This window comes from Bradyrhizobium sp. STM 3843 (assembly GCF_000239815.1).
Lineage (GTDB): Bacteria > Pseudomonadota > Alphaproteobacteria > Rhizobiales > Xanthobacteraceae > Bradyrhizobium.
Genome location: NZ_CAFK01000076.1, coordinates 1 through 22,873, shown reverse-complemented (window position 1 = coordinate 22,873; position 22,873 = coordinate 1). Strand labels below are relative to the sequence as shown.

20 protein-coding genes are annotated in these 22,873 nt (G+C 64.7%); 9 read left to right on the top strand and 11 right to left on the bottom strand.

Features of this window, described 5'->3' with window-relative positions; all coding sequences use genetic code 11:
• On the top strand, positions 1 to 271 hold a 271-nt coding region (locus tag BRAS3843_RS10500; RefSeq protein ID WP_035981342.1), incomplete at its 5' end, for a cupin domain-containing protein.
• Positions 272 to 364: 93 nt separating this feature from the next.
• Here BRAS3843_RS10500 and BRAS3843_RS10495 read toward each other — a convergent pair.
• The 4 genes from BRAS3843_RS10495 to BRAS3843_RS10480 all read right to left on the bottom strand — a co-directional run bounded on the left by BRAS3843_RS10495 (position 365) and on the right by BRAS3843_RS10480 (position 5,731).
• Positions 365 to 2,374, bottom strand: a complete 2,010-nt coding sequence (locus BRAS3843_RS10495) for an EAL domain-containing protein (RefSeq protein ID WP_008968835.1) — start codon at positions 2,372 to 2,374, stop codon at positions 365 to 367.
• Between the two features lie 199 nt (positions 2,375 to 2,573).
• The gene (locus tag BRAS3843_RS10490) at positions 2,574 to 3,452 is read right to left on the bottom strand and encodes an EamA family transporter (protein WP_008968834.1); all 879 of its coding nucleotides are present in this window, start codon (positions 3,450 to 3,452) and stop codon (positions 2,574 to 2,576) included.
• Between the two features lie 99 nt (positions 3,453 to 3,551).
• Positions 3,552 to 4,277, bottom strand: coding sequence for an acetoacetyl-CoA reductase (gene phbB, locus BRAS3843_RS10485; RefSeq protein WP_008968833.1), 726 nt, complete (start codon positions 4,275 to 4,277; stop codon positions 3,552 to 3,554).
• A gap of 275 nt (positions 4,278 to 4,552) precedes the next feature.
• Positions 4,553 to 5,731 carry an acetyl-CoA C-acetyltransferase gene (locus BRAS3843_RS10480; protein ID WP_008968832.1) on the bottom strand — a complete coding sequence of 393 codons (1,179 nt, stop codon included), beginning with the start codon at positions 5,729 to 5,731 and terminating at the stop codon, positions 4,553 to 4,555.
• Between the two features lie 374 nt (positions 5,732 to 6,105).
• Here BRAS3843_RS10480 and phaR point away from each other — a divergent pair, with 374 nt between their 5' ends.
• Entirely contained in the window at positions 6,106 to 6,687 is a 582-nt protein-coding gene (phaR, locus tag BRAS3843_RS10475) for a polyhydroxyalkanoate synthesis repressor PhaR (RefSeq protein WP_008968830.1), read from the top strand.
• A 278-nt stretch (positions 6,688 to 6,965) separates the two neighbouring features.
• On the opposite strand, the gene BRAS3843_RS10470 is transcribed toward phaR, so the two are convergent.
• Entirely contained in the window at positions 6,966 to 8,633 is a 1,668-nt protein-coding gene (locus BRAS3843_RS10470) for a bifunctional diguanylate cyclase/phosphodiesterase (RefSeq protein ID WP_085966945.1), read from the bottom strand.
• Between the two features lie 320 nt (positions 8,634 to 8,953).
• On the opposite strand from BRAS3843_RS10470, the gene BRAS3843_RS10465 reads away from it, so the two are divergent.
• Positions 8,954 to 9,229 (top strand): hypothetical protein, encoded by a 276-nt coding sequence (locus tag BRAS3843_RS10465; RefSeq protein WP_035981341.1) that lies wholly within the window; start codon positions 8,954 to 8,956, stop codon positions 9,227 to 9,229.
• Positions 9,230 to 9,283: 54 nt separating this feature from the next.
• On the opposite strand, the gene BRAS3843_RS10460 is transcribed toward BRAS3843_RS10465, so the two are convergent.
• From BRAS3843_RS10460 to BRAS3843_RS10450, 3 genes are all read right to left on the bottom strand, one after another.
• Entirely contained in the window at positions 9,284 to 10,081 is a 798-nt protein-coding gene (locus BRAS3843_RS10460) for a hypothetical protein (RefSeq protein ID WP_008968828.1), read from the bottom strand.
• Positions 10,082 to 10,283: 202 nt separating this feature from the next.
• Positions 10,284 to 10,466 carry a 50S ribosomal protein L32 gene (rpmF, locus tag BRAS3843_RS10455; RefSeq protein ID WP_006610266.1) on the bottom strand — a complete coding sequence of 61 codons (183 nt, stop codon included), beginning with the start codon at positions 10,464 to 10,466 and terminating at the stop codon, positions 10,284 to 10,286.
• 176 nt (positions 10,467 to 10,642) lie between these two features.
• Positions 10,643 to 11,314 carry a transglycosylase domain-containing protein gene (locus BRAS3843_RS10450; protein WP_035981338.1) on the bottom strand — a complete coding sequence of 224 codons (672 nt, stop codon included), beginning with the start codon at positions 11,312 to 11,314 and terminating at the stop codon, positions 10,643 to 10,645.
• A 192-nt stretch (positions 11,315 to 11,506) separates the two neighbouring features.
• On the opposite strand from BRAS3843_RS10450, the gene BRAS3843_RS10445 reads away from it, so the two are divergent.
• Together BRAS3843_RS10445 and BRAS3843_RS10440 are read left to right on the top strand one after the other, a co-directional pair.
• On the top strand, positions 11,507 to 12,430 hold the full coding sequence (locus tag BRAS3843_RS10445; RefSeq protein ID WP_008968826.1) for a polyprenyl synthetase family protein: 924 nt from the start codon (positions 11,507 to 11,509) through the stop codon (positions 12,428 to 12,430).
• Positions 12,431 to 12,493: 63 nt separating this feature from the next.
• Entirely contained in the window at positions 12,494 to 13,135 is a 642-nt protein-coding gene (locus tag BRAS3843_RS10440; RefSeq protein ID WP_050886408.1) for a DUF1345 domain-containing protein, read from the top strand.
• A gap of 270 nt (positions 13,136 to 13,405) precedes the next feature.
• Here BRAS3843_RS10440 and BRAS3843_RS10435 read toward each other — a convergent pair whose 3' ends face one another.
• The gene (locus BRAS3843_RS10435) at positions 13,406 to 14,941 is read right to left on the bottom strand and encodes a caspase family protein (RefSeq protein WP_008968824.1); all 1,536 of its coding nucleotides are present in this window, start codon (positions 14,939 to 14,941) and stop codon (positions 13,406 to 13,408) included.
• 210 nt (positions 14,942 to 15,151) lie between these two features.
• Between BRAS3843_RS10435 and BRAS3843_RS10430 the strand changes: the two genes are divergently transcribed.
• A complete protein-coding gene (locus tag BRAS3843_RS10430) occupies positions 15,152 to 15,526 on the top strand; it encodes a nuclear transport factor 2 family protein (RefSeq protein WP_008968822.1) in 375 nt (124 codons plus the stop codon).
• Between the two features lie 36 nt (positions 15,527 to 15,562).
• Positions 15,563 to 17,170, top strand: coding sequence for a Na+/H+ antiporter (locus tag BRAS3843_RS10425; protein ID WP_008968821.1), 1,608 nt, complete (start codon positions 15,563 to 15,565; stop codon positions 17,168 to 17,170).
• 194 nt (positions 17,171 to 17,364) lie between these two features.
• On the opposite strand, the gene BRAS3843_RS10420 is transcribed toward BRAS3843_RS10425, so the two are convergent.
• Positions 17,365 to 18,591, bottom strand: a complete 1,227-nt coding sequence (locus BRAS3843_RS10420) for an ABC transporter substrate-binding protein (protein ID WP_008968820.1) — start codon at positions 18,589 to 18,591, stop codon at positions 17,365 to 17,367.
• A gap of 200 nt (positions 18,592 to 18,791) precedes the next feature.
• Between BRAS3843_RS10420 and BRAS3843_RS10415 the strand changes: the two genes are divergently transcribed.
• The gene (locus tag BRAS3843_RS10415; RefSeq protein WP_008968819.1) at positions 18,792 to 19,331 is read left to right on the top strand and encodes a methylated-DNA--[protein]-cysteine S-methyltransferase; all 540 of its coding nucleotides are present in this window, start codon (positions 18,792 to 18,794) and stop codon (positions 19,329 to 19,331) included.
• Between the two features lie 170 nt (positions 19,332 to 19,501).
• Here BRAS3843_RS10415 and BRAS3843_RS10410 read toward each other — a convergent pair whose 3' ends face one another.
• Positions 19,502 to 22,294 carry a [protein-PII] uridylyltransferase gene (locus tag BRAS3843_RS10410; RefSeq protein ID WP_008968818.1) on the bottom strand — a complete coding sequence of 931 codons (2,793 nt, stop codon included), beginning with the start codon at positions 22,292 to 22,294 and terminating at the stop codon, positions 19,502 to 19,504.
• A gap of 153 nt (positions 22,295 to 22,447) precedes the next feature.
• On the opposite strand from BRAS3843_RS10410, the gene BRAS3843_RS10405 reads away from it, so the two are divergent.
• Positions 22,448 to 22,873, top strand: a 426-nt coding sequence (locus BRAS3843_RS10405) for an OsmC family protein (RefSeq protein WP_035981336.1), incomplete at its 3' end; no start/stop codon positions are given.

Below are 22,873 nucleotides of genomic sequence, written 5' to 3'. Positions count from 1 at the left end.
TTGGCATCGGGTCGATGCCGCCGAGGTCTGGCATTTCTATGCGGGCAGTCCCTTGACCCTGCGCATCGCCGAGGACGGACGCGAGCCGCAGGCGATTCGGCTGGGCAGCGATCTGCTCGCCGGCGAGCGGCCGCAAGCCGTGGTGCCGGCGCATGCCTGGCAGTCCGCCGAATCGACCGGCGACTGGACCCTGGTCGGCTGTTCGGTTGCACCCGGATTCGAATTTTCGGGCTTCGAATTGGCACCGCCAGGCTGGACGCCGCGCGGCTGACTGATGCGACGAATGCGTCTCCGGACGATGCTCCGCATCGCCGGGAGAACCATGAGGCCCGCGCTTCATTCGGACCCATACGTAGCGTTCGGATCACGCGCCCGTTGCGCGCTTCTGCGTCGATGTCTCGGACACGCGTCGACGTTCCTCGGCCAGGAAGCCGGCGACGGCGTCCGCAGGCATCGGCTTGGCGAAGTAATAGCCCTGAACGAAATCGCATCCCAGCCGACGCAGGCTCTCGAGTTGCGCTTCGGTCTCCACGCCTTCGCCGATGCAAGCGATCTCCATGTCGGCGCAAAGGCCGGTCAGCGACTTGACGATCTTATGGCTGATTGGATTGCTGTTGATATCGGCGACGAAGCTGCGGTCGACCTTGAGCTTGTCGAGCGGCAGCCGGTGGACGTGGCTGAGCGACGAATAGCCGGTGCCGAAATCGTCCAGGGAGATGCCGCAGCCCATCGCCTTCAATGCCGCGATCGAATGCTCGGCGCGGGAGAAATCATAGGTCACCGCGGTTTCGGTGATCTCGAACTCGATACGGCCGGCCGCAACGCCGCTCGCTTCGATCGCGGAGATCAGGTGCAGGATGCCGTCCGGCGAGCAGATGTCGTGAGCCGAGAGGTTGAAGGAGATGCGGATATCATCCGGCCAGGTCGCGGCTGCGGCCAGTGCCTTGACCAGCAGGACACGAGTTAAGGCGCGAATGACTCCGGTGCGTTCGGCGGCAGGAATGAAGTCGCCCGGCGACACCAACCCGAGCTTCGGGCTCTGCCAGCGCGCCAGCACTTCGAAGCCTCTCGTCCGCTCGCTTCTGACGTCGATGATCGGCTGAAATGCCAACTGCATCTCCGTTTCGAAATCCGCCGTCCGCAGCATGTGCTCGATCACGCTGCGGCTGCGGATTTCGGCTTCGAGCTCGCTGGAGAAGATGACCGCGCCGCCGCGCACGTGGCGCTTGGCGTGATAAAGCGCGTAGTCAGCGCATTCATAGAGCGGTTCGGCGGCGGTGGCCGAGCGCGGATAGAGCGCGAAGCCCATCGAACAGGACAGACCGGTATGGGCCGTATCCAGCTGGTACGGCAGCTTGATGCGATCGGTGATCTGGCGGCCCAGCGCGAGCAGATCCTCATCGGTGGGATTGTCGCCGACCACCAGGCCAAACTCATCGCCACCGAGGCGGGCGAGATGAACCCGCGGCCCGCAGCCGTCGCAGACCTCGCCGAGACGGCGCGCCGCCTCGATCAGGACGCGGTCGCCGACGGTGTGACCATAGGTATCGTTGATCGGCTTGAAGCCGTCGAGATCGATGATGCCGACCGCGAGCCTCGTGCCGTCGCGCTCGGCATCGGCAAAGAAGCGGGTGAGTTCGGAGAAAAAGCGCCGGCGATTGGGCAGGTCAGTCAGGGAGTCCAGATTGGCGAGCCGGAAGTTCTCATCCGAAAGAGCCTGCGTCGCGGCCTGCTCTGCGAGTAGCGACTTGCGGCTGGCAACAAGGTCGGCGAAATCGCGGTAGTAGATGAACAGCACCGTGACCATTGCGCCTGAGACCAGAAGCTGGTTCACCGCGATCGCCTGCAACGCGTGTTCACGCGTGGCCATGAAGTAGATGACGAAGGGAACGATCACAACCAGCGTCACGATCAGCGCGGCCGAGCGCAGGTGCATCAGGCAGAAGATGATGCCGATGACGGTGACCGCCATGTAGAATGCGATCTGGCCTTTGGCGAACGGATCGCCATAGGGGAACAGCGCGAACGACCAGACGACGAACAGGGCGCCGATCGGACCGGCAATCCGGTTGGTCACGCGCAGATTGCGCAGGATCTCCGCATCGTCGAGCACGACATTGCGCTGGCGCAGCCACCAGATCGTCCGAATGCCCGTTAACGACGTCAGCAGCGCAGGCGTGCTGATGGTCAGCCACGCCGGCGCCAGCGGCAGGAATGTGTAGGCAACCGCGATGCTGTTGGTGATCAGGATGAAGTAGAGCAGCGGCACCTGCTTGGAGAAAGCCAGAAACTGCGCGCGCGTGAGCTCGGGATTATCAGCGGGCACGCGAAATAACTCTCGCGCGCGAGCCAGGTCGCGTCTCAGGTCCCGCATATGCCGCCCCGTATCAACACCATCGAGGCCACTAACTTGCTGACCGCAGGTAAAAGCGGGGTTAGGTGTGTTGCGTCCGAAAACCACCGAACGGTTGTAAACTACCACTGCAGGGCCGGTTGGGAGGTTCCGGTTAAGTCGCCGTCAACGATGTTGGCAGGAGTGCCACGCCGCGCGGGCCATGCGGCCCGCAGGCTGCTCAGCGGGCTTGGCGGCGGATGCGCAGCATGTCCTTTGCGGCGACCAGCCCGCCGCCGGCGATCAGGAGCGTGGCAAGCGCGATGTTCGCGCTCGGCCGGGCAAAGCCCGCCAGGATCAGGAACGCCGTCGACAGCAAAGGCGTGGCGTAGGACGCCGCACCGAGCACGCGGATATCGCCGCGCTTCATGCCGATGTCCCAGGCGTAGAACGCGGCCCCCACCGGTCCGACCCCGAGTCCGATGACGGCCAGCCATTGCGTCAACGTCTCCGGCCAGACCGTGGCTTCGACCGCAAGGTGCATGATCGCGGCAAGCGCTGCGGTCGCCAGGCAGAAACCAGCCACCGCGTCGGTCGGCACCCCCTTGAGCCGGCGCGACAGCACCGAATAGGTCGCCCACACGAAGGCCGCGATGAAGGCGGCGAGCAGCCCCGGCACCTGGCCGGCCGCAAAGCTCGCGCCATTGCCGACGAACAGGAGCACGGTGCCGGCAAGACCGAGCGCGGCGCCGATGATGTGATGCGGCGCCAGCCGCTCGCCCGGCAGGAACGCCGAGAACAGCACGATCAGCAGCGGCCAGAGATAATTCAGAAGACCGGCTTCGGCCGGCGGCGCAAAGCGCAACGCCAGGAAATACAGCGCGTGATAGCCGAACAGGCCACCCACGCCGACGATCCAAGCGACAGGCGGCTGACGCAAGGCCTTCATGGCCCCGGGCCGCCCGATCCAGGTCAAGGTGCCGACCACGCCGCCGATGGCAAAGGTCATGGCGGCGAGCTGGAACGCGGGAATGACCCCGGTGGCCACCGTCATCACCGCAAGCAGCGACCACATCAGGATCGCGGTGAGGCCGATCAGGGTCGCGGTGCGAGGGGACATGAGGTCGTCATTGCGAGAGAAGCGAGGCAATCCATGCCAGCTTCAATAGCGAAGTCGCATGGCTTCGTCGCGATCGCTTCTCGCAATGACGATCACGATTCACACCATGTACTGACCGCCATTGATGGTCAGCGTCGAGCCGGTGATGGCGCCGGCGTCATCGGCGGCCAGGAACACGACGGCACGCGCGATCTCCTCGGGCTCGCCGAGCCGGCCGACCGGGATCAGCGGCAGAATCGACTTCTCCAGCACGTCCTTCGGCACCGCCTGCACCATCTCGGTGTTGATATAGCCGGGGCAGATCGCGTTCACGGTGATGCCCGCTTTCGCTGTTTCCAGCGCGAGCGCCTTGGTGAAGCCGATATCGCCGGCCTTCGCCGCCGAATAGTTCACCTGGCCGAACTGGCCCTTCTGACCGTTGATCGAGGAGATGTTGATGATGCGGCCGAACTTGCGCGCGCGCATGCCCTCGATCACGGGCCGCGTCATGTTGAACAGCGAGCCGAGATTGGTATTGATCACGGCGCTCCACTGCTCGAGCGACATTTTGTGGAACGCGGTGTCGCGGGTGATGCCGGCATTGTTGACCAGGATCTCGATCGGCCCGAGATCGGCCTCGACCTTCTTGATGCCGTCGGTGCAGGCCTCGAACGAGCTGACGTCCCATTTGTAGACGGGAATCTCGGTCTCGCCCTTGAATTTCTCCGCGGCCGCATCGTTGCCACCATAATTGGCGGCGACCTTGTATCCGGCGGCCTTTAGCGCTTTAGCAATTGACGCTCCGATGCCCCGCGTTCCACCCGTTACCAACGCAACCCGTGCCATGTCGCATCCTTCCCTTGGTCGTTTACTCGGCTCGTTCCTTTGGCTCGCTCAAGCGTCACAATCTTAAGATGTATCGCCGTCGGCCGCTTGTCGCACATGATCGATCGGCAGGACCTCACAACCATCTCGCGCAGCACCGTTATCTAATCACGGATTATGCGACCTGTTTGACGGACATCAAGAACAAAACGCCCGGCGATGTCGCCGGGCGTTGTTCTTTAGTTCAGATGCGTGCAGGTGCGAAGATTATAGCATTCGCAATCGCTGCCGCGTTTTTAGTCGCGTGCAATGCACATCGCGATGCCCATACCGCCGCCGATGCACAATGTCGCAAGGCCTTTCTTCGCGTCGCGCTTCTGCATCTCATGCAGCAACGTCACCAGCACGCGCGCACCGGAAGCGCCGATCGGATGTCCGATCGCGATCGCACCGCCATTCACATTGACCTTGGCCGGATCCCAGCCGAGATCCTTGTTGACCGCGCAAGCCTGTGCCGCAAAGGCCTCGTTGGCTTCGATCAGGTCCAGGTCGGCAATATTCCAGCCGGCCTTCTTTAGCGCAGTGCGCGATGCTGGGATCGGGCCCGTGCCCATGATCTTCGGATCGACGCCGGCCTGGCCCCAGGAGACGATGCGAGCGATCGGCGTCCTGCCTTCCTTCGCGGCCTGCTTGGCGGTCATCAACACGACGGCGGCCGCGCCGTCATTGATGCCGGAGGCGTTGCCGGCCGTGACGGTGCCGTCCTTCTCGAAAGCGGGGCGCAGCTTGCCCATCGCATCCATCGTCGCGCCGTGGCGCGGATATTCATCCGCATCGACCACGACATCGCCCTTGCGGCTCTTGATTGTCACCGGCACGATCTCGTCCTTGAACCGGCCGGCCTTCTGCGCCGCCTCGGCCTTGTTCTGCGAGGCGACTGCGAACTCGTCCTGCTGCGCGCGGGTGATCTGATATTGCTTCGCGACGTTCTCGGCGGTGTTGCCCATGTGATAGCCATTGAAGGCATCCCACAGACCGTCCTTGATCATGGTGTCGACGAGCTCGAGCGAGCCCATCTTGACGCCGCCGCGCAGATGCTGCGCGTGGGTTGCCATACTCATCGACTCCTGGCCGCCGGCCACCACGATCTCCGAATCACCGTTGAGCAGCGCCTGGTAGCCCAGCGCCACCGTGCGCAGGCCGGAGCCGCATAGCTGGTTGACGCCCCAGGCCGGGCTCTCCACCGGGATGCCGGCGGCGATCGAAGCCTGGCGGGCGGGGTTCTGGCCTTGGGCGGCAGTCAGGATCTGACCCATGATGACTTCGGAGACGCGGCCGGGCTCGACGCCGGCGCGCTCCAGCGCGGCCTTGATCGCGATCGCGCCGAGCTCATGGGCCGGCAGATTGGCGAACGCGCCGTTGAAGCTTCCCACCGGGGTGCGGGCGGCGCTGACGATGACGACATCGTCTGACATGGGCATCTCCTGAGTTTTGCTTTTGGGGACGGGAGTCTTTGAAACTTAAAAGAAATTCGAACCGTGGGGTGCTGCAGCGTGCCGGTGGGGACGACGGCAAGCCCCGGATTGGCGGATGCGCAATCTCTAGATCGCATCCTGTTAACCTCGTTGAGGCATGTCAATGAGCGAGAGCTCTGTTTCCTGCTGCGGCGCATTCAAATTGGCGCGGCTGTCCGTTTCATAAGCACAATTTCTGCTTTGGAATTAACCGTCTCGCACAAAACCGTAGCCGAACTCGCCCGAAAGTGATTACCCTATCGCAATTGCGTAGCTCGTCCCCTGCGGTGCCCCCGCGGGGTTTTCCCGCCCTCGGTATGAATGTGTGAGCTTCCATGGCGAAATCCGACCAACCCACCACAATCAAGAAATATGCGAACCGGCGGCTCTATAATACCGGGACGAGTACATATGTGACCCTGGAAGACCTCGCCGCGATGGTTAAGGAGGGCGAGGATTTCCTGGTTTACGACGCCAAGACCGGCGACGACATTACCCGCTCGGTGCTCGCCCAGATCATCTTCGAGCAGGAGAACAAGGCCGGCCAGAACCTGTTGCCCACCACCTTCCTGCGCCAGCTGATCCGGTTCTACGGCGACAGCATGCAGATGGTGGTGCCGAAATATCTCGAGCAGTCGATCGATACGCTGACCAAGGAACAGGAGAAGTTCCGCAAGCAGATCGCCGAGACCTTGAGCGGTACGCCGTTCGCGCCGCTTGAGGAGCAGGTCCGCCGCAACATGGAGCTGTTTCAGCAGACCTTCTCGATGTTCAAGCCGTTCGTACCTGCACGCACCGAGGATAAGGCTGCGGAGCCTGCGGCCACCGACGACAATATCGACGACCTGCGCCGTCAGATGAAGGAGATGCAGGAGCGGCTCGACCGCATGTCGAAGGAGCCGAAGCAGGAGGGATAATTTTCGGCTTGTCGTCCTCGCGAAAGCTGCCGTGACTGTTCGCTTTAGGCCTGAAGGTTCGCTCAGGCGGTTCTCGTCGTGGCCATCCTTCGAGACGCCCGCCTGTGGCGGGCTCCTCAGGATGAGGGTTCTTTCGCAGTGAAATCGTAGACCCTCATGGTGAGGGGCAGCAAAGCCGCGCGTCTCCGGACGATGCTTCGCATCGCCAGGAGAACCATGAGGGCCAGGCCTCCGCGTGCGATATGCGGTGGCGCTCTTGTCCGCGAAAGGCAGAGATCTCAGCCCGCCACGGGCAAGGCTTGCTCGGCCGCCGTCCGCCAGGGACGCTGAGTCGCCGCGAGTCCGATCACCCGACCCTGGATGTAGTCGCAGCCCCATTCGCGCAAGAGCGCGGCTGATTCCTCATCCTGCACCCATTCCGCGACTGTCTTGATCTGCAGCCGCCGCGCCAGATCGATCAGCGTCTGCACGAAGGCGCGATCATCGGCGGAGCGCGCCAGGTTCTGCACGAAGGCGCCGTCGATCTTGACGATGTCGACGCCGAGCTTGCGCAGGTTGCGGAACGAGGTGTAGCCGGCGCCGAAATCGTCGATCGCGATCCGGCTGCCGAGATCCTTGAGCCGCGAGACGAAGCCGCGGAGATCGTCGAGGTCCTGGATTTCCAAGGTCTCGGTGATCTCGACGATCAGCCGCTCGGCGACGCCTTGATGTGCTCGCATCAGGAATTCGATCGACGCCCACCAGTCCGGATCCATCGTGGTTTCGGGCGAGATATTGAGGCTGAGCCGCACACCGGGTGCGGCCGCGAGCTCGGCGACGACGAGTTCCAGCACGCGATGATCGACCAGACGAATCAGACCGAGCCGCTCGGCCACCGGCACGATGTCGGGCGCTAGCAGCACCCGTCCGTCGTCCTGCTGCATCCGCACCAGACATTCGTAGAACGCCGGCGCGCGCGAGCTGGCCTCGACCACCGGCTCGAAGGCGGTCACGATCCGCCGCTCGTTGAGCGCGGTGACGATCTCGTCGGTGACGCGGATATTGACCTTGCGTTGCGCGTCGCGCTCGACATTGGGCCGCCACACCGCAAACGAGCCGACCCGGCGTCGCTTGGCGCCATCCAAGGTCTCATGGGCGCGGTTGATGGCCTCCTCGGTCGTGCGCGCGTGACGTGGCACGCTGACGGAGCCGATGGTCACGGTGACCGCGACTGGCCCCGATCTGGTCGGCACCACGTCGTCGCGCACCGCGGCCAGGAAGCGCTCGGCCGCGACCGTCATATCGTCCGTCGTGCAGTTCTTCAGAATCAGCCCGAACTTGTTGCCGGAGAAGCGCCCGAGGACATCGCCGCCGCGCAGCCGCGCGCGAATCCGCTGTGCGACCTCCAGGATCACACCGTCGGCGACGTCGAAGCCGAAGGCATCATTGATGCGCGCCAGATGATCGATGCCGACCAGCATGAAGGCACAGGAGAAGCGGAAACGCTGGGCCTCCTCGATCGCCGCGGCGAGGGCAGCGATCAGATGGCTGCGGTTGAGCTCCCCGGTCAGCGGATCATGCTGGGATGATCTAAGCAGCTGCTCGTCGCGGGCGTGGCGCTCGTTGTTGATACAGACGAGACCTTGCGCGCGGGCCGGCCGACCATCGGCGTCGGCGAACCAGCAGCCGGTCTCCTCGACCCAAAGCAGCGGCGCGCCGGTGTGGGCCCGCACCCCATATTCGATGCGGTAAGGTGCGCCGACTGCGCCGTGCAGCGGCGGTGATTGCAACAGCACCTCGGAGCGAATCGCCTGCTGCGGCTCGATCAGCTTGGCAAAATCGGCGCCACGCGAGAGCTGCGACAGCGGGATGTCGGGAAACACCGCGCCGACATGGTCGCTCCAGACGATCGTGTCGGTGGCAATATCCCAGACGAAGGCGGCCTGGCCGAGGGACGCCAGAATCATCGAGGTCTGCGGCAATTCGGCTGTCAAGATCGCCTCGTTTCGGGACACGGCCGGTTTCGATCGCGGCCGCAACAGTTGCAGATGACCGGCATGCGGCCGCCTGTAGCGGCACCGGCGTCGCGAATCAGCCTACGCACTTCTGGTTAATGAGAGCATTTTGTTGCGACAGGCCATTTGCAAGGGGATGCGCTCCAGGCGTAAACCAACACAGAACATCGGGGAACGGCCGCCGCGCAAACGGCATTTCTCTTGCGATGTCCTGGGGAGGAAAGGATCCGGCGTTCCAAAATAAGACAAGCAGAGCCGGATTTGGTTGGACGATGTTAACAATTGACCGGAATGAAACGTCTGCGCAGGACGCCGCCTCGACAGAGAGCGTCGCGCTGGTCCCGCTCGTCCACGCAGCCGGTCGCGCATCCGCGACGCACCGCTCGGTGCGCCCCGATCCCACCTTTCTGGCTCACCTGATCGCCACGGCCGAGCAACTGCCGCAAACGCGCAATCTCCGCCGCGCAGCGCCGGCCGACGCACTCTCGGCCTATGCGGCTCATCTGCAGACGGACCATCGAGTCGGGCGAACCCGACAGGTGATCTAGGATAAAGTCATCTCAGAAAAGCTAGTCATCTGACGCGAGGGCGTCGCGGCGCACTTACGGCTTCGGCGCGTCAGGAGTCCGCTCCGGCTCATGCGGCGCCGGCTCGTGCGGCGAGGCGGGCTCGGCAGCCTCAGTCGGCAGGGCGTGGTCGGCCGCTTTCGGCGGCGGCTCGGTTGCCGCGGGCACGGCAACGCGCGGGTCCGGAGGATCCAGCAGCACGGACTCGGCGACGGCTGCCGCCGCTGGCACGGCAGGGGTCGCGGGTGCAACAGGGGTCGCAGGTGTGGGGGTCGCTGGCGCCGGTGCGGGCTCGCTGGAAGCAGCCGGCGCATGCTCGGCCGGCGCGACGTCAGTCTCGGCATGCTCCGCTGCCGGCAACTCGGGCTCCGCGGCGGGCGGCTCGGGCTCTGGCGCGGGTTCAACCCGCGGCGCAGGTTCGACCCGCGATGCGGGGGCTGCCGCAACGGCGACCATCCCGCGGCGACGCTTGTTGCGCAGGCCGATGCCTGCGAAAAAATCCACCGTGGCGAGCAGGGCCAGCAGGAAGAAGGTCGAGTTGGCGAATTTGGGCCACATCACGAATTCGGCCACGGCGCCGGCCGCGACCAGGAACGACAGCAGATGGTCGGTCAGATATTTGCCGTTCGGTCGGGCAGCCTTGATGACCTCGAGCCACAGCAGCAGCACGCCAAGCGCAAGCAGGATGTCGCCGAGCGACACCGTCCACATCTCGCCCGAGACCAGCCGCACCTGCACGAGCGTCTCGTTGAAGCCGACCGCCGGCATCAAGAAGGCGATCATGTTGTAGATCGCCAGCGGGATCAGCAGCAGCGGAAAGCCGACCATGGACATCGGTGACGCCTTCAACCGCGCAAGGATTGAACCACTGCGCACCTTCTAAGAGCCGAGGACGAGAAACACGAGGACGAGAACAAAGGAGTGCGGCGTTCATCATGCGCGACGGTCCCGGCGAATGGGCTCGCACGGGACCGCTCTCAACCCCATCGATGGCCGCGCCGCGGCAGGCATCCGCCTGCCGCACGCTGGCGGCCAATCAGGCGTCCTTTTTCTTCAGGACCTGGCGGCCCTTATACATGCCGGTCTTGAGGTCCAGGTGGTGCGGACGACGCAGCTCGCCGGAATCCTTGTCCTCGACATAGGTCGGCTTCTTGATCGCATCAGCCGAGCGACGCATGCCACGTCGCGAGGGCGACGTTTTTCTTCTGGGGACGGCCATATCCGTATCCTCTAGGGGTAATCTTTTATGGCATCAGCAGGACATCGTCGCTCAGCGACGGCCGCAAGCAATCGCCGGCGGGCCCGGATGCCGATCAAGGCCGCGCTTATAGAGGATGAGGTCCCTTAATGCTAGCGCCGTTTGCGGCAATTTCGGCCAAAATTCGCGTATCGCGACTACCGGCCCTCGCCCCAACAGGTCTGAAGCGCAGGGGATTGAGCCCGCGCCACATAGGTTATGGCCAGCCGGCGGACGCCGGGTCCCGGATTCCGCGCGCTGCGCTTGACGGGATTGGGCAGGATCGACGCGAGCAGGGCCGCCTCACGGGCGCCGAGGACGGCGGCGGACCGTCCAAAAGCATAGTTTGCCCCGGCTTCGCCCCCGAACTGGCCTGAGGGGCCGAGCTCGGCGACGTTCAGGTACAGTTCCAGGATCCGCCGTTTTGGCAGCACCGCATCGATCCAGAGTGCGAGCGGCAGTTCCAGGGCCTTGCGGACGAAACTGCGGCCCGGCCACAGGAACAGGTTCTTGGCGAGCTGCTGGGTGATGGTCGAGCCGCCGCGCGAGACCTCGCCCTCCTCCGCATCGTCCATCACCTCGCGCAGCGCGTCCCAGTCGACCCCATGGTGGCCGCAGAACTTGGCATCTTCCGCCGCGACCACCGCGCGCGGCAAATAGGGTGACATCGCCGAAAGATCGATCCAGCGCCGCTCGACCGGCCTGCCGGTCACCGAGCGCCACAGCATCAGGGCCGAAACCGGGTGCCCCACCGCATAGAACGGCGTGAGCCCGTAGGGCACGAGCAGCACTAGCAGGATGATCACAAAGAGGGTTCGGAGCGGGCGCAAATTGAGGGCTTCGCGGAAATGGTTAAGGCATGATCAACGATGGTCCTGCGCGATTATCCGATATCTCCATGAAATTTCCTGCCTTTTTCGCGCCGACGCGGCCAAGCGCCGCGCAATTGACGTAGCCTGCGTCATCAACGATTGTCCGGCGAATTTTTTGCTGCGAATGAATCCCCTTTGGAGCCCTTCTTGATGACCGCGACGGCCGTGACCGACTTCACCCAACGCCTGGACAAGACCGCCGAGGACACCGAAGCCCTGCTGGGCGACCTGCTGTCGGACAAGGCGATGCCGGACGAGATCGTGCGGCCGAAGCGGCTGATTGAGTCGATGCGCTATTCCAGCCTGAACGGCGGCAAGAGGCTGCGTCCGTTCCTGGTGGTCGAGAGCGCCGCGATTTTCGGCGTGCCACCCACCGGCGCGCTGCTGGCGGGCGCGGCGCTGGAATGCATCCACTGCTACTCCCTGATCCATGACGACCTGCCGGCGATGGACAATTCCGACCTCCGCCGCGGCCGCCCCACTCTGCACAAGGTCTATGACGACGCGACCGCCATTCTCGCCGGCGACGCGCTCCTGACCATTGCGTTCGATATCATCACCCGCGACGAGATCCATCCCGACGCCGGCGTTCGTCTGGCGCTGACCCGGGCGCTAGCCCGCTGCGCCGGCATCGGCGGCATGGCCGGCGGTCAGATCCTCGACCTCGCCGGCGAAGGCCGCTTCGGCGACCGCGAGCCGGTCGATGTCGCCCGCGTGCAGCAGATGAAGACCGGCGCGCTGTTGCGCTTCGGCTGCATCGCCGGCGCCATTCTCGGCCAAGCCTCGGCGAAGGAATATCAGGCGCTCGACGATTTCGGCCGCGCGCTCGGCGAGGCCTTCCAGATTGCGGACGACCTGCTGGACGTCGAGAGCGATGCGGCGACGCTCGGCAAGCCGGCCGGCGCCGACGCCGAGCTCGGCAAGACCACCTTCGTCACCCAGCTTGGAATCGAGGGCGCCAAGCAGCGCGTTCGGGACCTGCTTGCGCGCGGCGATGCGGCGCTCTCGATGTTCGGCTCCAAGGCAGATGTACTGCGCGCCACCGCCCGCTTCGTGGCCGAGCGCAAGAACTAGAGCGTGCCCGTCCGGCCGGAGCACACTGAAGACGCCGCGCTCGCCCGTTTCGCCCGGCTGCCGATGGCGTTGCGCGTGGTCTATGCGCGGCCGCGCACCTTCATCGCGCTCGGCATCGCGATCCTGTCGTTCTTCGTGCTGCCGGCGGCGTGGCGAGCGGTCACGCGCCTTCTGCTCTGCTGGGACATCTTCGCGACGCTGTATCTGTCGCTCGTCATCATCATGATGCTGCAGTGCCAGCACCAGCACATCCGCCGCAACGCCATCAAGCAGGACGACGGCCGCTTCGTGATCCTGATGGTGACGGCGCTCGGTGCCTTCGCCAGCATTGCGGCGATCGTGTTCGAGCTCGGCGCCTCGAAGCGCGGCGCCTTCGAGCTCGCTTTCGCCACGATCACGGTGAGCCTGTCCTGGGCGATCGTGCACACCACCTTCGCTCTGCACTACGCCCATGATTATTATCGCACGCTCAAGCCCGGCGGCCTGCAATTTCCAAGCGGCGACACCAAGGACGAACATGCCGATTATTGGGACTTCGTCTACTTCTCCTTCGTGATCGGCATGACCGCCCAGGTGTCCGACGTCGGCATCACCGACAAGGTGATCCGCCGCACGGCGACCGTGCACGGCATCATCTCCTTCGTCTACAACACGGCCCTGGTCGCGCTGATGGTCAACATCGCCGCGAGCGCGATCTCAAGCTGAGCCCCGCTGCTATCAAGGCCTTCCTTTGCCGCCGCTCGGACCCCCTCCCGCTCAGCTCTGGCAGGGTTCTCGCTTATCGGAAAAATTTCGCAAGGCGATCTCAATCGCCACCGTCCTTCGAGACGCTCGCCTCCGGCGAGCTCCTCAGGACGCGGGCAGAGTTCGCGGCGAACCTCCGACCCTCATGGTGAGGAGCGCCGCTTGCGGCGCGTCCCCGGACGATGCGTCGCATCGCCGGGAGAACCATGAGGCCCGCCCAGTCCGAGCTAATCAATCACACACTTCCACGCTGGCGTTCTGGGCGGGGCCGCCGCCGCCGCGATAATCGAGATGGCAGCCGCGCCGCACCGGACGGCATAGATAAGCATCGCAATAGATCTGTCCTGACACGAGGGCCGGCTTCTCCGCCCGAAGCTGCGGCTTGACCTCATCCGGAAGCGGCCGGCTATCAACGATCGCTGGCATCCCCAGCCGCCGCTCCGAGGATCGCCGCTTGCGGGCCGACGGTTCGTCGTCACTGCGATCGCGACCGGCGATCGGCTTCCTGGGCGGACCTTTTTTCGTAGGCGCCAAATCAGCGTCTGCCGGCTCCGTCCCCGCCGTCTCCAGCGCCGCCTGCAGCGGAGTCGCCGAATCCTCCTGCCGAGTGCGTTCGGCTTCCGCCGCCTGCTGGCGTGCGATCTCCGCGACCTGCTCGGCCGCGACCCGCGCCTGCTCCGCCGCCTTGGCCTCGGCCTGCGCCTTTGCTTCGGCCTGAGCCAGCACCTCCTTGGCCGCGCCTTGGGCGGCGAGACGGGCGCGCTCGGCTTCCGCCGCCCGTGCCTGCTCGGCCAGCGCGGCGCGATTCTCGTCCGCCGTCAGTTTGTCGAGCTGCAGCCGGGCAAGGCTCGCATAGAAGCCGTCGGGATATTGCGTCAGGAAAGCCTCGAACGCCCCTTTGTTGCCGATCTGCAGCGCCAGCTCATAGTCCCGCCGGGCGTCCGCCCGCGGATTGGCTGTGGCCGGCGGCTGCGCCGCGACACGCGCTGCCGGCACCAGCGGAACGTCCTCGCCGCCGAGCGAGCCGTAGACGAACGGCTCCTGGCGGTTGCCGGTCGCCTTCAACACATCGTCGCGCACAAAGCCGAAGGCCTTGCGGATGTCGAGCCCCGGCGTGGTGAGACGCCGCGACAATGAGATCGTGAACGGGCTGTTCCTGCCGCTGCCGTCCTGCGCCGTCGATCCCGCCTTTGCGGAATAGGCGATCAAGGTATTCGGGCTGGAAGGCTCGACCTTGGCCAGGCCGAGTCCGATGCCGCGCGTGGCCGTGGTTCGCTCCATGGCCTTGGCGAAGGGATTGTCGCGGCAGGCATCGAGGATGACCAGGCGCAGCTTCTTGGCCGGCTCGATCGCGACCAGAATGCGGTCGAGCGACAGCGTCTCGTCATAGACGTCGGTGTCGCGCTCCAGCCGCGCATCGACGGGGATCAGGTAGTTGGCGCCTTCCGACTCCATGCCGTGCCCGGCGTAATAGACCACCGCGATATCTGCATCGCGCGCGACGTCGGCGAAGTCGCGCAGCGCCCGCCGTGTCTGCTGCGCCGACAGATCGCGGCGGAAGTCGACGACGTCGAAACCGGCATCCTTGAAGGTCCGGGTCATGACCGCGCCGTCATTGACCGGGTTCGCCAGCGGCGGAACGTTCTGATAGGCCGAGTTCCCGATAATCAATGCCACCCGCTTGCCGGCAAATGCCGGCTGGCACAGCAGGAGTAGCGTCGCCGCGAGCAGCAGGCGGAGAAACTGAAGCGATTGCGGCCAAGACATCGTGACAGGCCCGTGGTTTCGGAGGCTGGGTTTCGGAGACTTGGTGTACAAAACGTGGTGTAGAAGACTTGAGTAGAAGACTTGCGCGTTCGTGCTCGGGCCAAAACCAGCATTCTTTGTCGCCGCGGATGTGACCTTGGTGCGGCTTGCCAATCACATTTTTGCGGTGAAAATGCGCTATCGTTCGTTCCGTAGCGAAGGGAGAGAGCTATGAGCGCCGATCGGTCCAGTGTCGAATCCGTGGTTCAGGGCTATTTCGACGCACTCTATGAGGGCGATGCCGACAAGCTCGGCGCGATTTTCCATCCCACGGCCGATCTGCGCTGGATCGAGAATGGGGAATTGAAGGTCCTGACCGTGCCCGATTGGCAGGCCTGGGTACGCAAGCGGCCGTCGGCAAAGTCGGAGGGCAAGGCGCGGGACGACTTCATCGTCACGATCGACCGCTCGGACGAGAACACCGCCTTCATCAAGGTCCGCTGCCAGCTGCCGCCGCGCTATTTCACCGACTATCTGGTGGCGATGAAGCTCAAGGACGGCTGGCAGATCGTGTCCAAATCCTACCGCTACGATTTGCGGGACTGAGTGTTGCGGCGAGCGACGCCAGAACGTTAGGGCGGCATGGAAGACGATTTTCAGCTGTTTCTGATCCTGCTCACGGTTTTGGCGGGAACCGCACTGCTCGCGCGCCGCGCCGGGATTGCCCCGGCGATCCTGCTGATGCTGGCCGGCATCGCGCTCGCCTTCGTGCCGACCATACCCGCCTTCGCCCTACCGCCGGAGCTGGTCCTGCTGGTGGTGCTGCCGCCGCTGATCTATTCGGCCAGCGTCGCCATGAGCTGGCGCGAGTTCAAGCTCAGCCTGCGCCCGATCGTGCTGCTCGCGGTCGGCTGCGTCATCTTCACCGCCTGCGCGGTCGCGGCCGCGACTCACTTTCTGATCGGCCTGCCCTGGAGCGTCGGCTTCCTGCTTGGCGCCATCGTCGCGCCGCCCGATGTGGTGGCGCCGCTTGCGATCGCCCGCCGGCTGCAGCTGCCGCGCCGGATCCTGGTGGTGCTCGAAGGCGAAGGCCTTGCCAATGACGCCACCGCCTTGATCCTCTATCGCTTTGCCGTCGCCGCGATCGCCACCGGCACGTTCTCGCTGCCGGTCGCCACCGGCGAGTTCGCACTCATCGTCGTGGGCGAGGTCGCCTTCGGCATCGGCGTCGGCTGGCTGATGCTGCGCGCCCGCTATTATGCCTGCGACCCGCAGATCGAGATCACGCTGTCGGTGCTCACGCCCTATCTGGCTTTTTGGATTCCCGAACATGTCGGTGGCTCCGGCGTGATCGCGACGGTGGCTTGCGGCCTCTATATGAGCTGGAACGGGCCGCTTCTGATCCGGTCGGCGACGCGGCTGCAGGGCATCTTCTTCTGGGACCTCGTCATCTACCTGATCGAGGGCATGCTGTTCCTGCTCACCGGCTTCCAGATGCGGCTGCTCTACGAGAAGTCCAAGGCGTTCCCGCTGCACGACATCATGCTGGTGACGGCGCTGGTCGTCGTGATCATCATCCTCGCGCGCTTCGCCTGGATCTTTCCCGCCACGTATCTGCCGCGCTGGCTCTCGAAAAGCCTGCGCGCACGCGATCCCTCGCCGCCCTGGCAATGGGTGTTCATCCTCGGCTTCACCGGCGTGCGCGGCACCGTGTCGCTGGCGGCGGCGCTGGCGCTGCCCCTGACGCTCTCGACCGGCGATGCCTTTCCTTATCGTGACCTCATCCTGTTCGTCTCCTTCGGCGTGATCTTCTTCACGCTGGTCGGGCTCGGGCTGACGCTGCCGCGCGTGGTTAAATGGCTCGGCGTGACGAGCGCGGGGCGCGCCGAACATGCCGCCGAGCACGAGCAGGAGATAGAAGCCCGACGCGAGGCGCTCGACACCGCGCTGCGCTCGCTGGAGACGATGACCAGTGATCGCGAGCTGTCCGAGGAGGTGGTGCGGCTATTGCGCGCCCGCCATGAGGTGCGCTTCAACCAGCTGCCGCAGGCGCTCGATCCCGATCAGCAGGATGCGTCCGCGCTCGGCATCGAGCTGACCCGCGAGTTGATCGCGGTCGAGCGCCGGTTCATCCACGTCATGCTGCGCGATGGCAGGATCACCGACGAGACGCGGCGCCGCATCGAGCGCGACCTCGATCTGGAGGAAGCGAGCCTGGCGAACCGGGAATATGGCGAGCTGCCGTTGTGATGCGATGGGCTTGGCCCGATGAGACACAGCCCGCTCAAGAACGTCATGCCCGGGCTTGACCCGCCTGCGCGGCCGTAGCCGCTTCGGCGCGGCGAAGGCCCGGGCATCCACCTTGCACGAGCGACCGCGTCGCTGGATGGCCGGGTCAAGCCCGGCCATGACGAGATAGCTGACAGCCCAAGCCGTCAATATGGCTAGCCCGCTGCGCCTTGGTCCTCCAGGATCGGGCCGAACAGCTCCCAGCGTTCGCCGTTGAACCTCATCATCTGCAGCTGCTTGTTGACACGATAGTCGGTCGGCGAGGTGTTGAGCTCCATGCCCGGCAGCGACAGATCGCCTACCACGTGCTTCAACGACGCCGCCTGCTTCATCACGTTCTCGCGGGTCAGATTGTCGCCGCACATCTGCAGCACCGTCACCAGGAGCTGCGCGGTCGAGTAGCCGTAGATGTTGAAGTTGGAGTTCTTGTCGCCTTCCGGATAATACTTCGCCATGAAGTCGAAATAGCGCTTCATGCCGGCATCATCCTTCCAGGCCGGATCGAGCGGGTCCTTGCCGTAGTTCACGGAGATGACCCCCTTGGAGGCCTCCAGCCCCGCGGGCTTCATCACCGCGCCGACCGAGGTGGCGTTGATGTCGACGATGTGGACCGGCTTCCAGTCGAGCTCGGCGATCTTCTTGATCGCCTGTGCGGCCTGCTTCGGGGTCGAGGCCGAGAAAAACAGATCGGCGCCGGAGGCCTTCAGCTTCAGGATCTGGGAGTCGATGGTTGGATCGGAGACCTCGTAGGACGCCTCTGCCACGATCATGCTCGACGCCTTGTCGCCAAGGCCGGCCTTGATGCCGTTCAGATAGTCCTTGCCGAGATCATCGTTCTGATAGAGCACGCCGATCTTGGCGTTGGGATGTTCCTTGAGGATGTACTGGCCGTAGATGCGGCCCTCGGTGAAGTAGTTGGGGTTATATCCCATCGTCCAGGGGAAGTTCTTCGGGTCGGTGAAACGGGTGGCCCCGGTCGCGGCAAACAGCTGCGGCACCTTTTTGCCGTTGAGATATTTCTGCACGGCGGCATTTGAGGGCGTGCCGATGATCTGGAACGTCAACAGCACCTCGTCGTCCTCGACCAGCTTGCGTACCTGCTCGACCGCCTTTGGCGGCGAATAGGCGTCGTCATACTGGATCAGCTTGATCTTGCGGCCGTTGATACCGCCCTGCTCGTTGATCATGTTGAAATAAGCGGCCTGGGTCTTGCCGATCGAGGCATAGGCCGAAGCGGGGCCGGAGAACGGCACGGTCTGGCCGACCTTGATCTCGGTGTCGGAGGCGCCGGGATCGTATTTCTTCTGGGCGTAAGCTGATGTGACCGAGAGCGCGGCCGCAAGCGCAGCCACCCCGGCGAGACGAATCATGCCATCTCTCATGGGCTGTGTTCCTCCTGGATGTTTTCGCGCGATGGTCTTGATTGTTTTGGACGCCATCGCTGCCGGCGATTGTGGAGGAAGCCATGGCGCCATGCAAGACGAGGCGGCCGGCCAGCGATTACGGATTTCGGGTCGACGCCGAGGCTCGGAGCCGACATAGAGCGTTAAGAATGCATCAACCGGGACCGGTGAAACCGACAATGCCCGAACGCAGCCGCCTGACGCAAAAGCCGCCCACCACTTTCAGCCTCGACCGGCTGTCCACGCCGATCGGCGCAGCGCTGCTGGTCACCGATGACGATGGCGTGCTGCGCGCCCTCGACTGGGAAGATCATACGCCGCGGATGCTGGATCTGCTTCGGCGCCACTATGGCGCAGTGGTCCTGAAGGACGGGCAGGCGCCCGCGGCAATGAAGGCGGCGCTATCGGCCTATTTCAACGGCGATCTCGACCGGCTGGCCGAGGTCGGATGGCGCGTTGCCGGAACGGAGTTCCAGCGCAAGGTCTGGGCGGCGTTGCCGGGAATTCCCGCGGGCCAGACCATGAGCTACGGCGCGATGGCGGCCCAATTGCAGGCGCCCAAAGCGATGCGTGCGGTCGGTCACGCCAATGGCGCCAATCCGATCAGTGTCGTGCTGCCCTGTCACCGCCTGATCGGCGCCGACGGCGGGTTGGTGAAATATGGCGGCGGCTTGATGCGCAAGCGTTGGCTGCTGCGGCACGAGGGCGTGGAGGTTTAGTGTTCCACAGCGCGCATGCTCGCTGATGGACGCGTCCTCCCTCCTCCTCGTCATTCCGGGGCGCCCGAAGGGCGAGCCCGGAATCAATCTAACCTCATGTCGTGCAGCAAAATGGATTCCGGGTTCGATGCTCCGCATCGCCCCGGAATGACAAGGGAGAGAGTCGGGACCTATGCCGCTGGCTGTGCGGCGGCCTCGTCGGCCGATAACAGATGCAACAGCGTGCTCTTGATCGCGGCCTGTCGCGTCGGCGCGCTGATTTGCGCGCCCAGCAGATCGGTGACGTAGAACACGTCGCGGGCGCGCTCGCCGAAGGTCGCGACGTGGGCGGAGGTGATGTTGAGGTTGAGCTTGGAGATCGCCGTGGTCAGCTCATACAACAGGCCCGGACGGTCGAGGCCGGAGACCTCGATCACGGTGTAGAGCTCCGACCACTGATTGTTGATGGTCACCTCGGGCTCGACCGAGAACGCCTTGTGCTGCTTGCCGCGCGTGGTCCGTCGCGCCACGGCATCCGGCAGCTTGAGCTTGCCTTCCAGCACCTGCTCGATGGTCTCGCCGATCCGCGTGGCGCGCCGGGCCTCGTCCTCGTCGCGCTCATATTCCCGGGAGATCGCGATGGTGTCGAGCGCGCGGCCGTCGGTCGTGGTGTAGATCTGCGCATCGACGATGTTGGCGCCGGCGGACGCGCAGGCGCCCGCGATGATCGACAACAGCCAGGGATGGTCCATCGCGAAGATCGTCAGCTCGGTGACGCCGCGCGCCGGATCGAACCCGACATTGATTGCGAGCTTATGGCCCGCCTGCTCGCTCGCGCGCACGAAGCGGGCGTGGCGGATCTTGCGCGGCAGCTCGACCTTGAGCCAATAGGCCGGGTAGTGACGAGCGATATAGGCGCCGAGCTCGACTTCGGGCCAGTCGGTCATGGCCATGCGGAACTCGGCCTGCGCCGCGGCCAGCCGCTTGGCGCGGTTCACCTCCGAGAAGCCGCCGGTGAGCACCGGCTCGGTCTCGTAATACAGCGTGCGCAACAGCTGCGCCTTCCAGCCGTTCCAGACGCCCGGACCGACGCCGCGGATATCGGCGGTGGTCAGGATGGTCAAAAGCTTCATCTGCTCGACCGACTGCACGACGGCCGCAAAATTCTCGATGGTCCGACGATCGGAGAGGTCGCGCGACTGCGCCACCGTGGACATCGTCAGATGCTCCTCGATCAGCCACGCAACGAGCTCGGTGTCGGCATTGCTGAAGCCGAGCCGCGGACACAGCCGCCGCGCCACCTTGGCGCCGGCGATCGAATGATCCTCAGGCCGGCCCTTGGCGACGTCGTGCAGCAGCACGGCAATGTAGATCACCGGCCGGTGCTCGGGCCTGATCTTGCGCATCAGATCGGAAGCGAGCACGAACTCGTCGCTGCCGCCACGCTCGATCTCCTGCAGGAATCCGATGCAGCGGATCAGATGCTCGTCGACCGTGTAATGATGATACATGTTGAACTGCATCATCGAGACGATGCGGCCGAAGGCGCGGATGAAGTGGCCGAGCACACCGGTCTCGTTCATCCGCCGCAGCACGACCTCGGCCTCGTTGGAGGTCAGGATCTCCATGAACAGCCGGTTGGCTTCCGGATCTTCCCGCAAGCCCGTGTTGATCAGGCTGAGCGAGCGCGTCACCGCGCGCATCGCGTCCGGATGGAAGGCGAGATTGTTCTTCTGCGCCAGCCGGAAGATGCGGATCAGGTTGACCGGATCGTGCTTGAAGACATCGGGCGCGGCGAGATTGATGCGGTTGTTGTCGACGATGAAATCGTCGCTCTCGGGCACCCGGCGCCAGGTCGAGCCGGTCGTCAGCCGCGAGATCATCCGGCTCAGCACCGGCGCGGGCTTGGCCTGCTGGTCCTCCAGCTTCGCGCACAGGATCGCGGTGAGGTTGCCGACCTCCTTGGCGACCAGGAAGTAGTGCTTCATGAAGCGCTCGACATCCTGCATGCCGGGATGGCTGGTGTAGCCAAGCCGCACCGCGATCTCGCGCTGCAGGTCGAACGACAGCCGCTCCTCGGGACGGCCGCTCAGGAAATGCAGGTTGCAGCGCACCGACCACAGGAAATCGGAGCAGCGGCGGAAGGTGCGAAATTCATGCGCGTCGAACACCCCGCGCTCGAGCAGCTCGTCGGTCTCGCGCACGCGATAGACGTATTTCGCGATCCAGAACAGCGTATGGAGATCGCGCAGCCCGCCCTTGCCGTCCTTGACATTGGGCTCGACCAGATAGCGCGACTGGCCGCCGCGCCGATGGCGCTCCTCGCGCTCGGCGAGCTTGGCGGTCACGAACTCGGCCGCAGTGCCCTGCACCACCTCCTTGTCGAAACGCGCGACCAGCTCGTCATAGAGCGGACGGTCGCCGGCGAGATAGCGCGTCTCCAGGATCGCGGTGCGGATGGTCATATCACCGCGCGCCTGGCGGATCGATTCGTCGACCGAACGGGTGGCGTGGCCGACCTTCAGCCCCATGTCCCAGAGGCAGTAGAGAATGGCTTCGGCGACCTGCTCGCCCCAGGCGGTCTGCTTGTAGGGAAGGATGAACAAGAGATCGATGTCGGACTCCGGCGCCATCAGGCCGCGGCCATAGCCACCGGTTGCGACCACCGCCATGCGCTCCGCGCCACTCGGCACGTCGGACCGGTAGAGATGCCCGGTGGCGGCGGCGTAGAGAATGCGGATGATCTCGTCCTGGATGAAACAGAGCCGCTCGGCGCAGCGTCGGCCGTGGCGATCCCTCAACAGCTGCGCCTGGGCCGCCGCGCGCGCCTTGACCAGCTCGGCCTTGAGGAATTGCGCCACCGCCGAGCGGAACATGTCCTCGCGCCCGGAATGCTGCTTGGCCAGCGCCTCGACCGCCGCTGCGATGGCGGCACTGTCGAAGTCCACGTCGTCCCTGAGGTGATCTGTCGCAACGGTGTCCATGGACCATCCGGATATCGAACACAGCCTGTGCTGTCACGAGGCAATATAAGGTTGTCCTGCCCGGGTCGGGAGGGCGTGCCGTTGTCACTCAAAGGCTGACTTTGTCGGCGACGCCGATTATACCGGCTGAAACGATTTTTGGGAGGATACAGCATGGATGCGACCGAGCTGCGCGCGCTGCAGGCGCCGTTCAAGGAACGCTACAAGTCCGATCCGTCGGCCGCCGTCATCACGCTGAAGGCCAAGGGCTCGGTGGGCGATGAAGGCCTGACCTGCAAGGTCGAGACCGGCCGCGCGCTCGCCGTGGCCGGCCTGCATCCGGGGACGGGCGGCTCCGGCCTCGAGCTCTGCTCGGGCGACATGCTGCTGGAGGCGCTGGTCGCCTGCGCCGGCGTCACGCTGAAATCGGTGGCGACCGCGGTCGAGGTGCCGCTCAAGAGCGGTCAGGTGATCGCCGAAGGCGACCTCGACTTCCGCGGCACGCTCGGCGTCGACAAGGAGGCGCCGGTCGGCTTCCAGGAGATCCGGTTGCGCTTCGAGGTCGAGACCGACGCGCCTCAAGATAAGCTCGATCTGCTG

Bases quoted from the DNA above. Each gene is read 5' to 3' on its own strand.
- BRAS3843_RS10490 (WP_008968834.1), bottom strand. From the start codon at position 3,452: ATGTCCCCTCGCACCGCGACCCTGATCGGCCTCACCGCGATCCTGATG.
- BRAS3843_RS10410 (WP_008968818.1), bottom strand. From the start codon at position 22,294: ATGGACACCGTTGCGACAGATCACCTCAGGGACGACGTGGACTTCGAC.
- BRAS3843_RS10465 (WP_035981341.1), top strand. From the start codon at position 8,954: ATGTTAACAATTGACCGGAATGAAACGTCTGCGCAGGACGCCGCCTCG.
- BRAS3843_RS10460 (WP_008968828.1), bottom strand. From the start codon at position 10,081: ATGTCCATGGTCGGCTTTCCGCTGCTGCTGATCCCGCTGGCGATCTAC.
- BRAS3843_RS10445 (WP_008968826.1), top strand. From the start codon at position 11,507: ATGACCGCGACGGCCGTGACCGACTTCACCCAACGCCTGGACAAGACC.
- BRAS3843_RS10425 (WP_008968821.1), top strand. From the start codon at position 15,563: ATGGAAGACGATTTTCAGCTGTTTCTGATCCTGCTCACGGTTTTGGCG.
- BRAS3843_RS10495 (WP_008968835.1), bottom strand. From the start codon at position 2,374: ATGCGGGACCTGAGACGCGACCTGGCTCGCGCGCGAGAGTTATTTCGC.
- BRAS3843_RS10440 (WP_050886408.1), top strand. From the start codon at position 12,494: ATGGCGTTGCGCGTGGTCTATGCGCGGCCGCGCACCTTCATCGCGCTC.
- BRAS3843_RS10480 (WP_008968832.1), bottom strand. From the start codon at position 5,731: ATGTCAGACGATGTCGTCATCGTCAGCGCCGCCCGCACCCCGGTGGGA.
- phbB (WP_008968833.1), bottom strand. From the start codon at position 4,277: ATGGCACGGGTTGCGTTGGTAACGGGTGGAACGCGGGGCATCGGAGCG.
- BRAS3843_RS10430 (WP_008968822.1), top strand. From the start codon at position 15,152: ATGAGCGCCGATCGGTCCAGTGTCGAATCCGTGGTTCAGGGCTATTTC.
- phaR (WP_008968830.1), top strand. From the start codon at position 6,106: ATGGCGAAATCCGACCAACCCACCACAATCAAGAAATATGCGAACCGG.
- BRAS3843_RS10415 (WP_008968819.1), top strand. From the start codon at position 18,792: ATGCCCGAACGCAGCCGCCTGACGCAAAAGCCGCCCACCACTTTCAGC.
- BRAS3843_RS10420 (WP_008968820.1), bottom strand. From the start codon at position 18,591: ATGAGAGATGGCATGATTCGTCTCGCCGGGGTGGCTGCGCTTGCGGCC.
- BRAS3843_RS10470 (WP_085966945.1), bottom strand. From the start codon at position 8,633: ATGATTCTGGCGTCCCTCGGCCAGGCCGCCTTCGTCTGGGATATTGCC.
- rpmF (WP_006610266.1), bottom strand. From the start codon at position 10,466: ATGGCCGTCCCCAGAAGAAAAACGTCGCCCTCGCGACGTGGCATGCGT.
- BRAS3843_RS10435 (WP_008968824.1), bottom strand. From the start codon at position 14,941: ATGTCTTGGCCGCAATCGCTTCAGTTTCTCCGCCTGCTGCTCGCGGCG.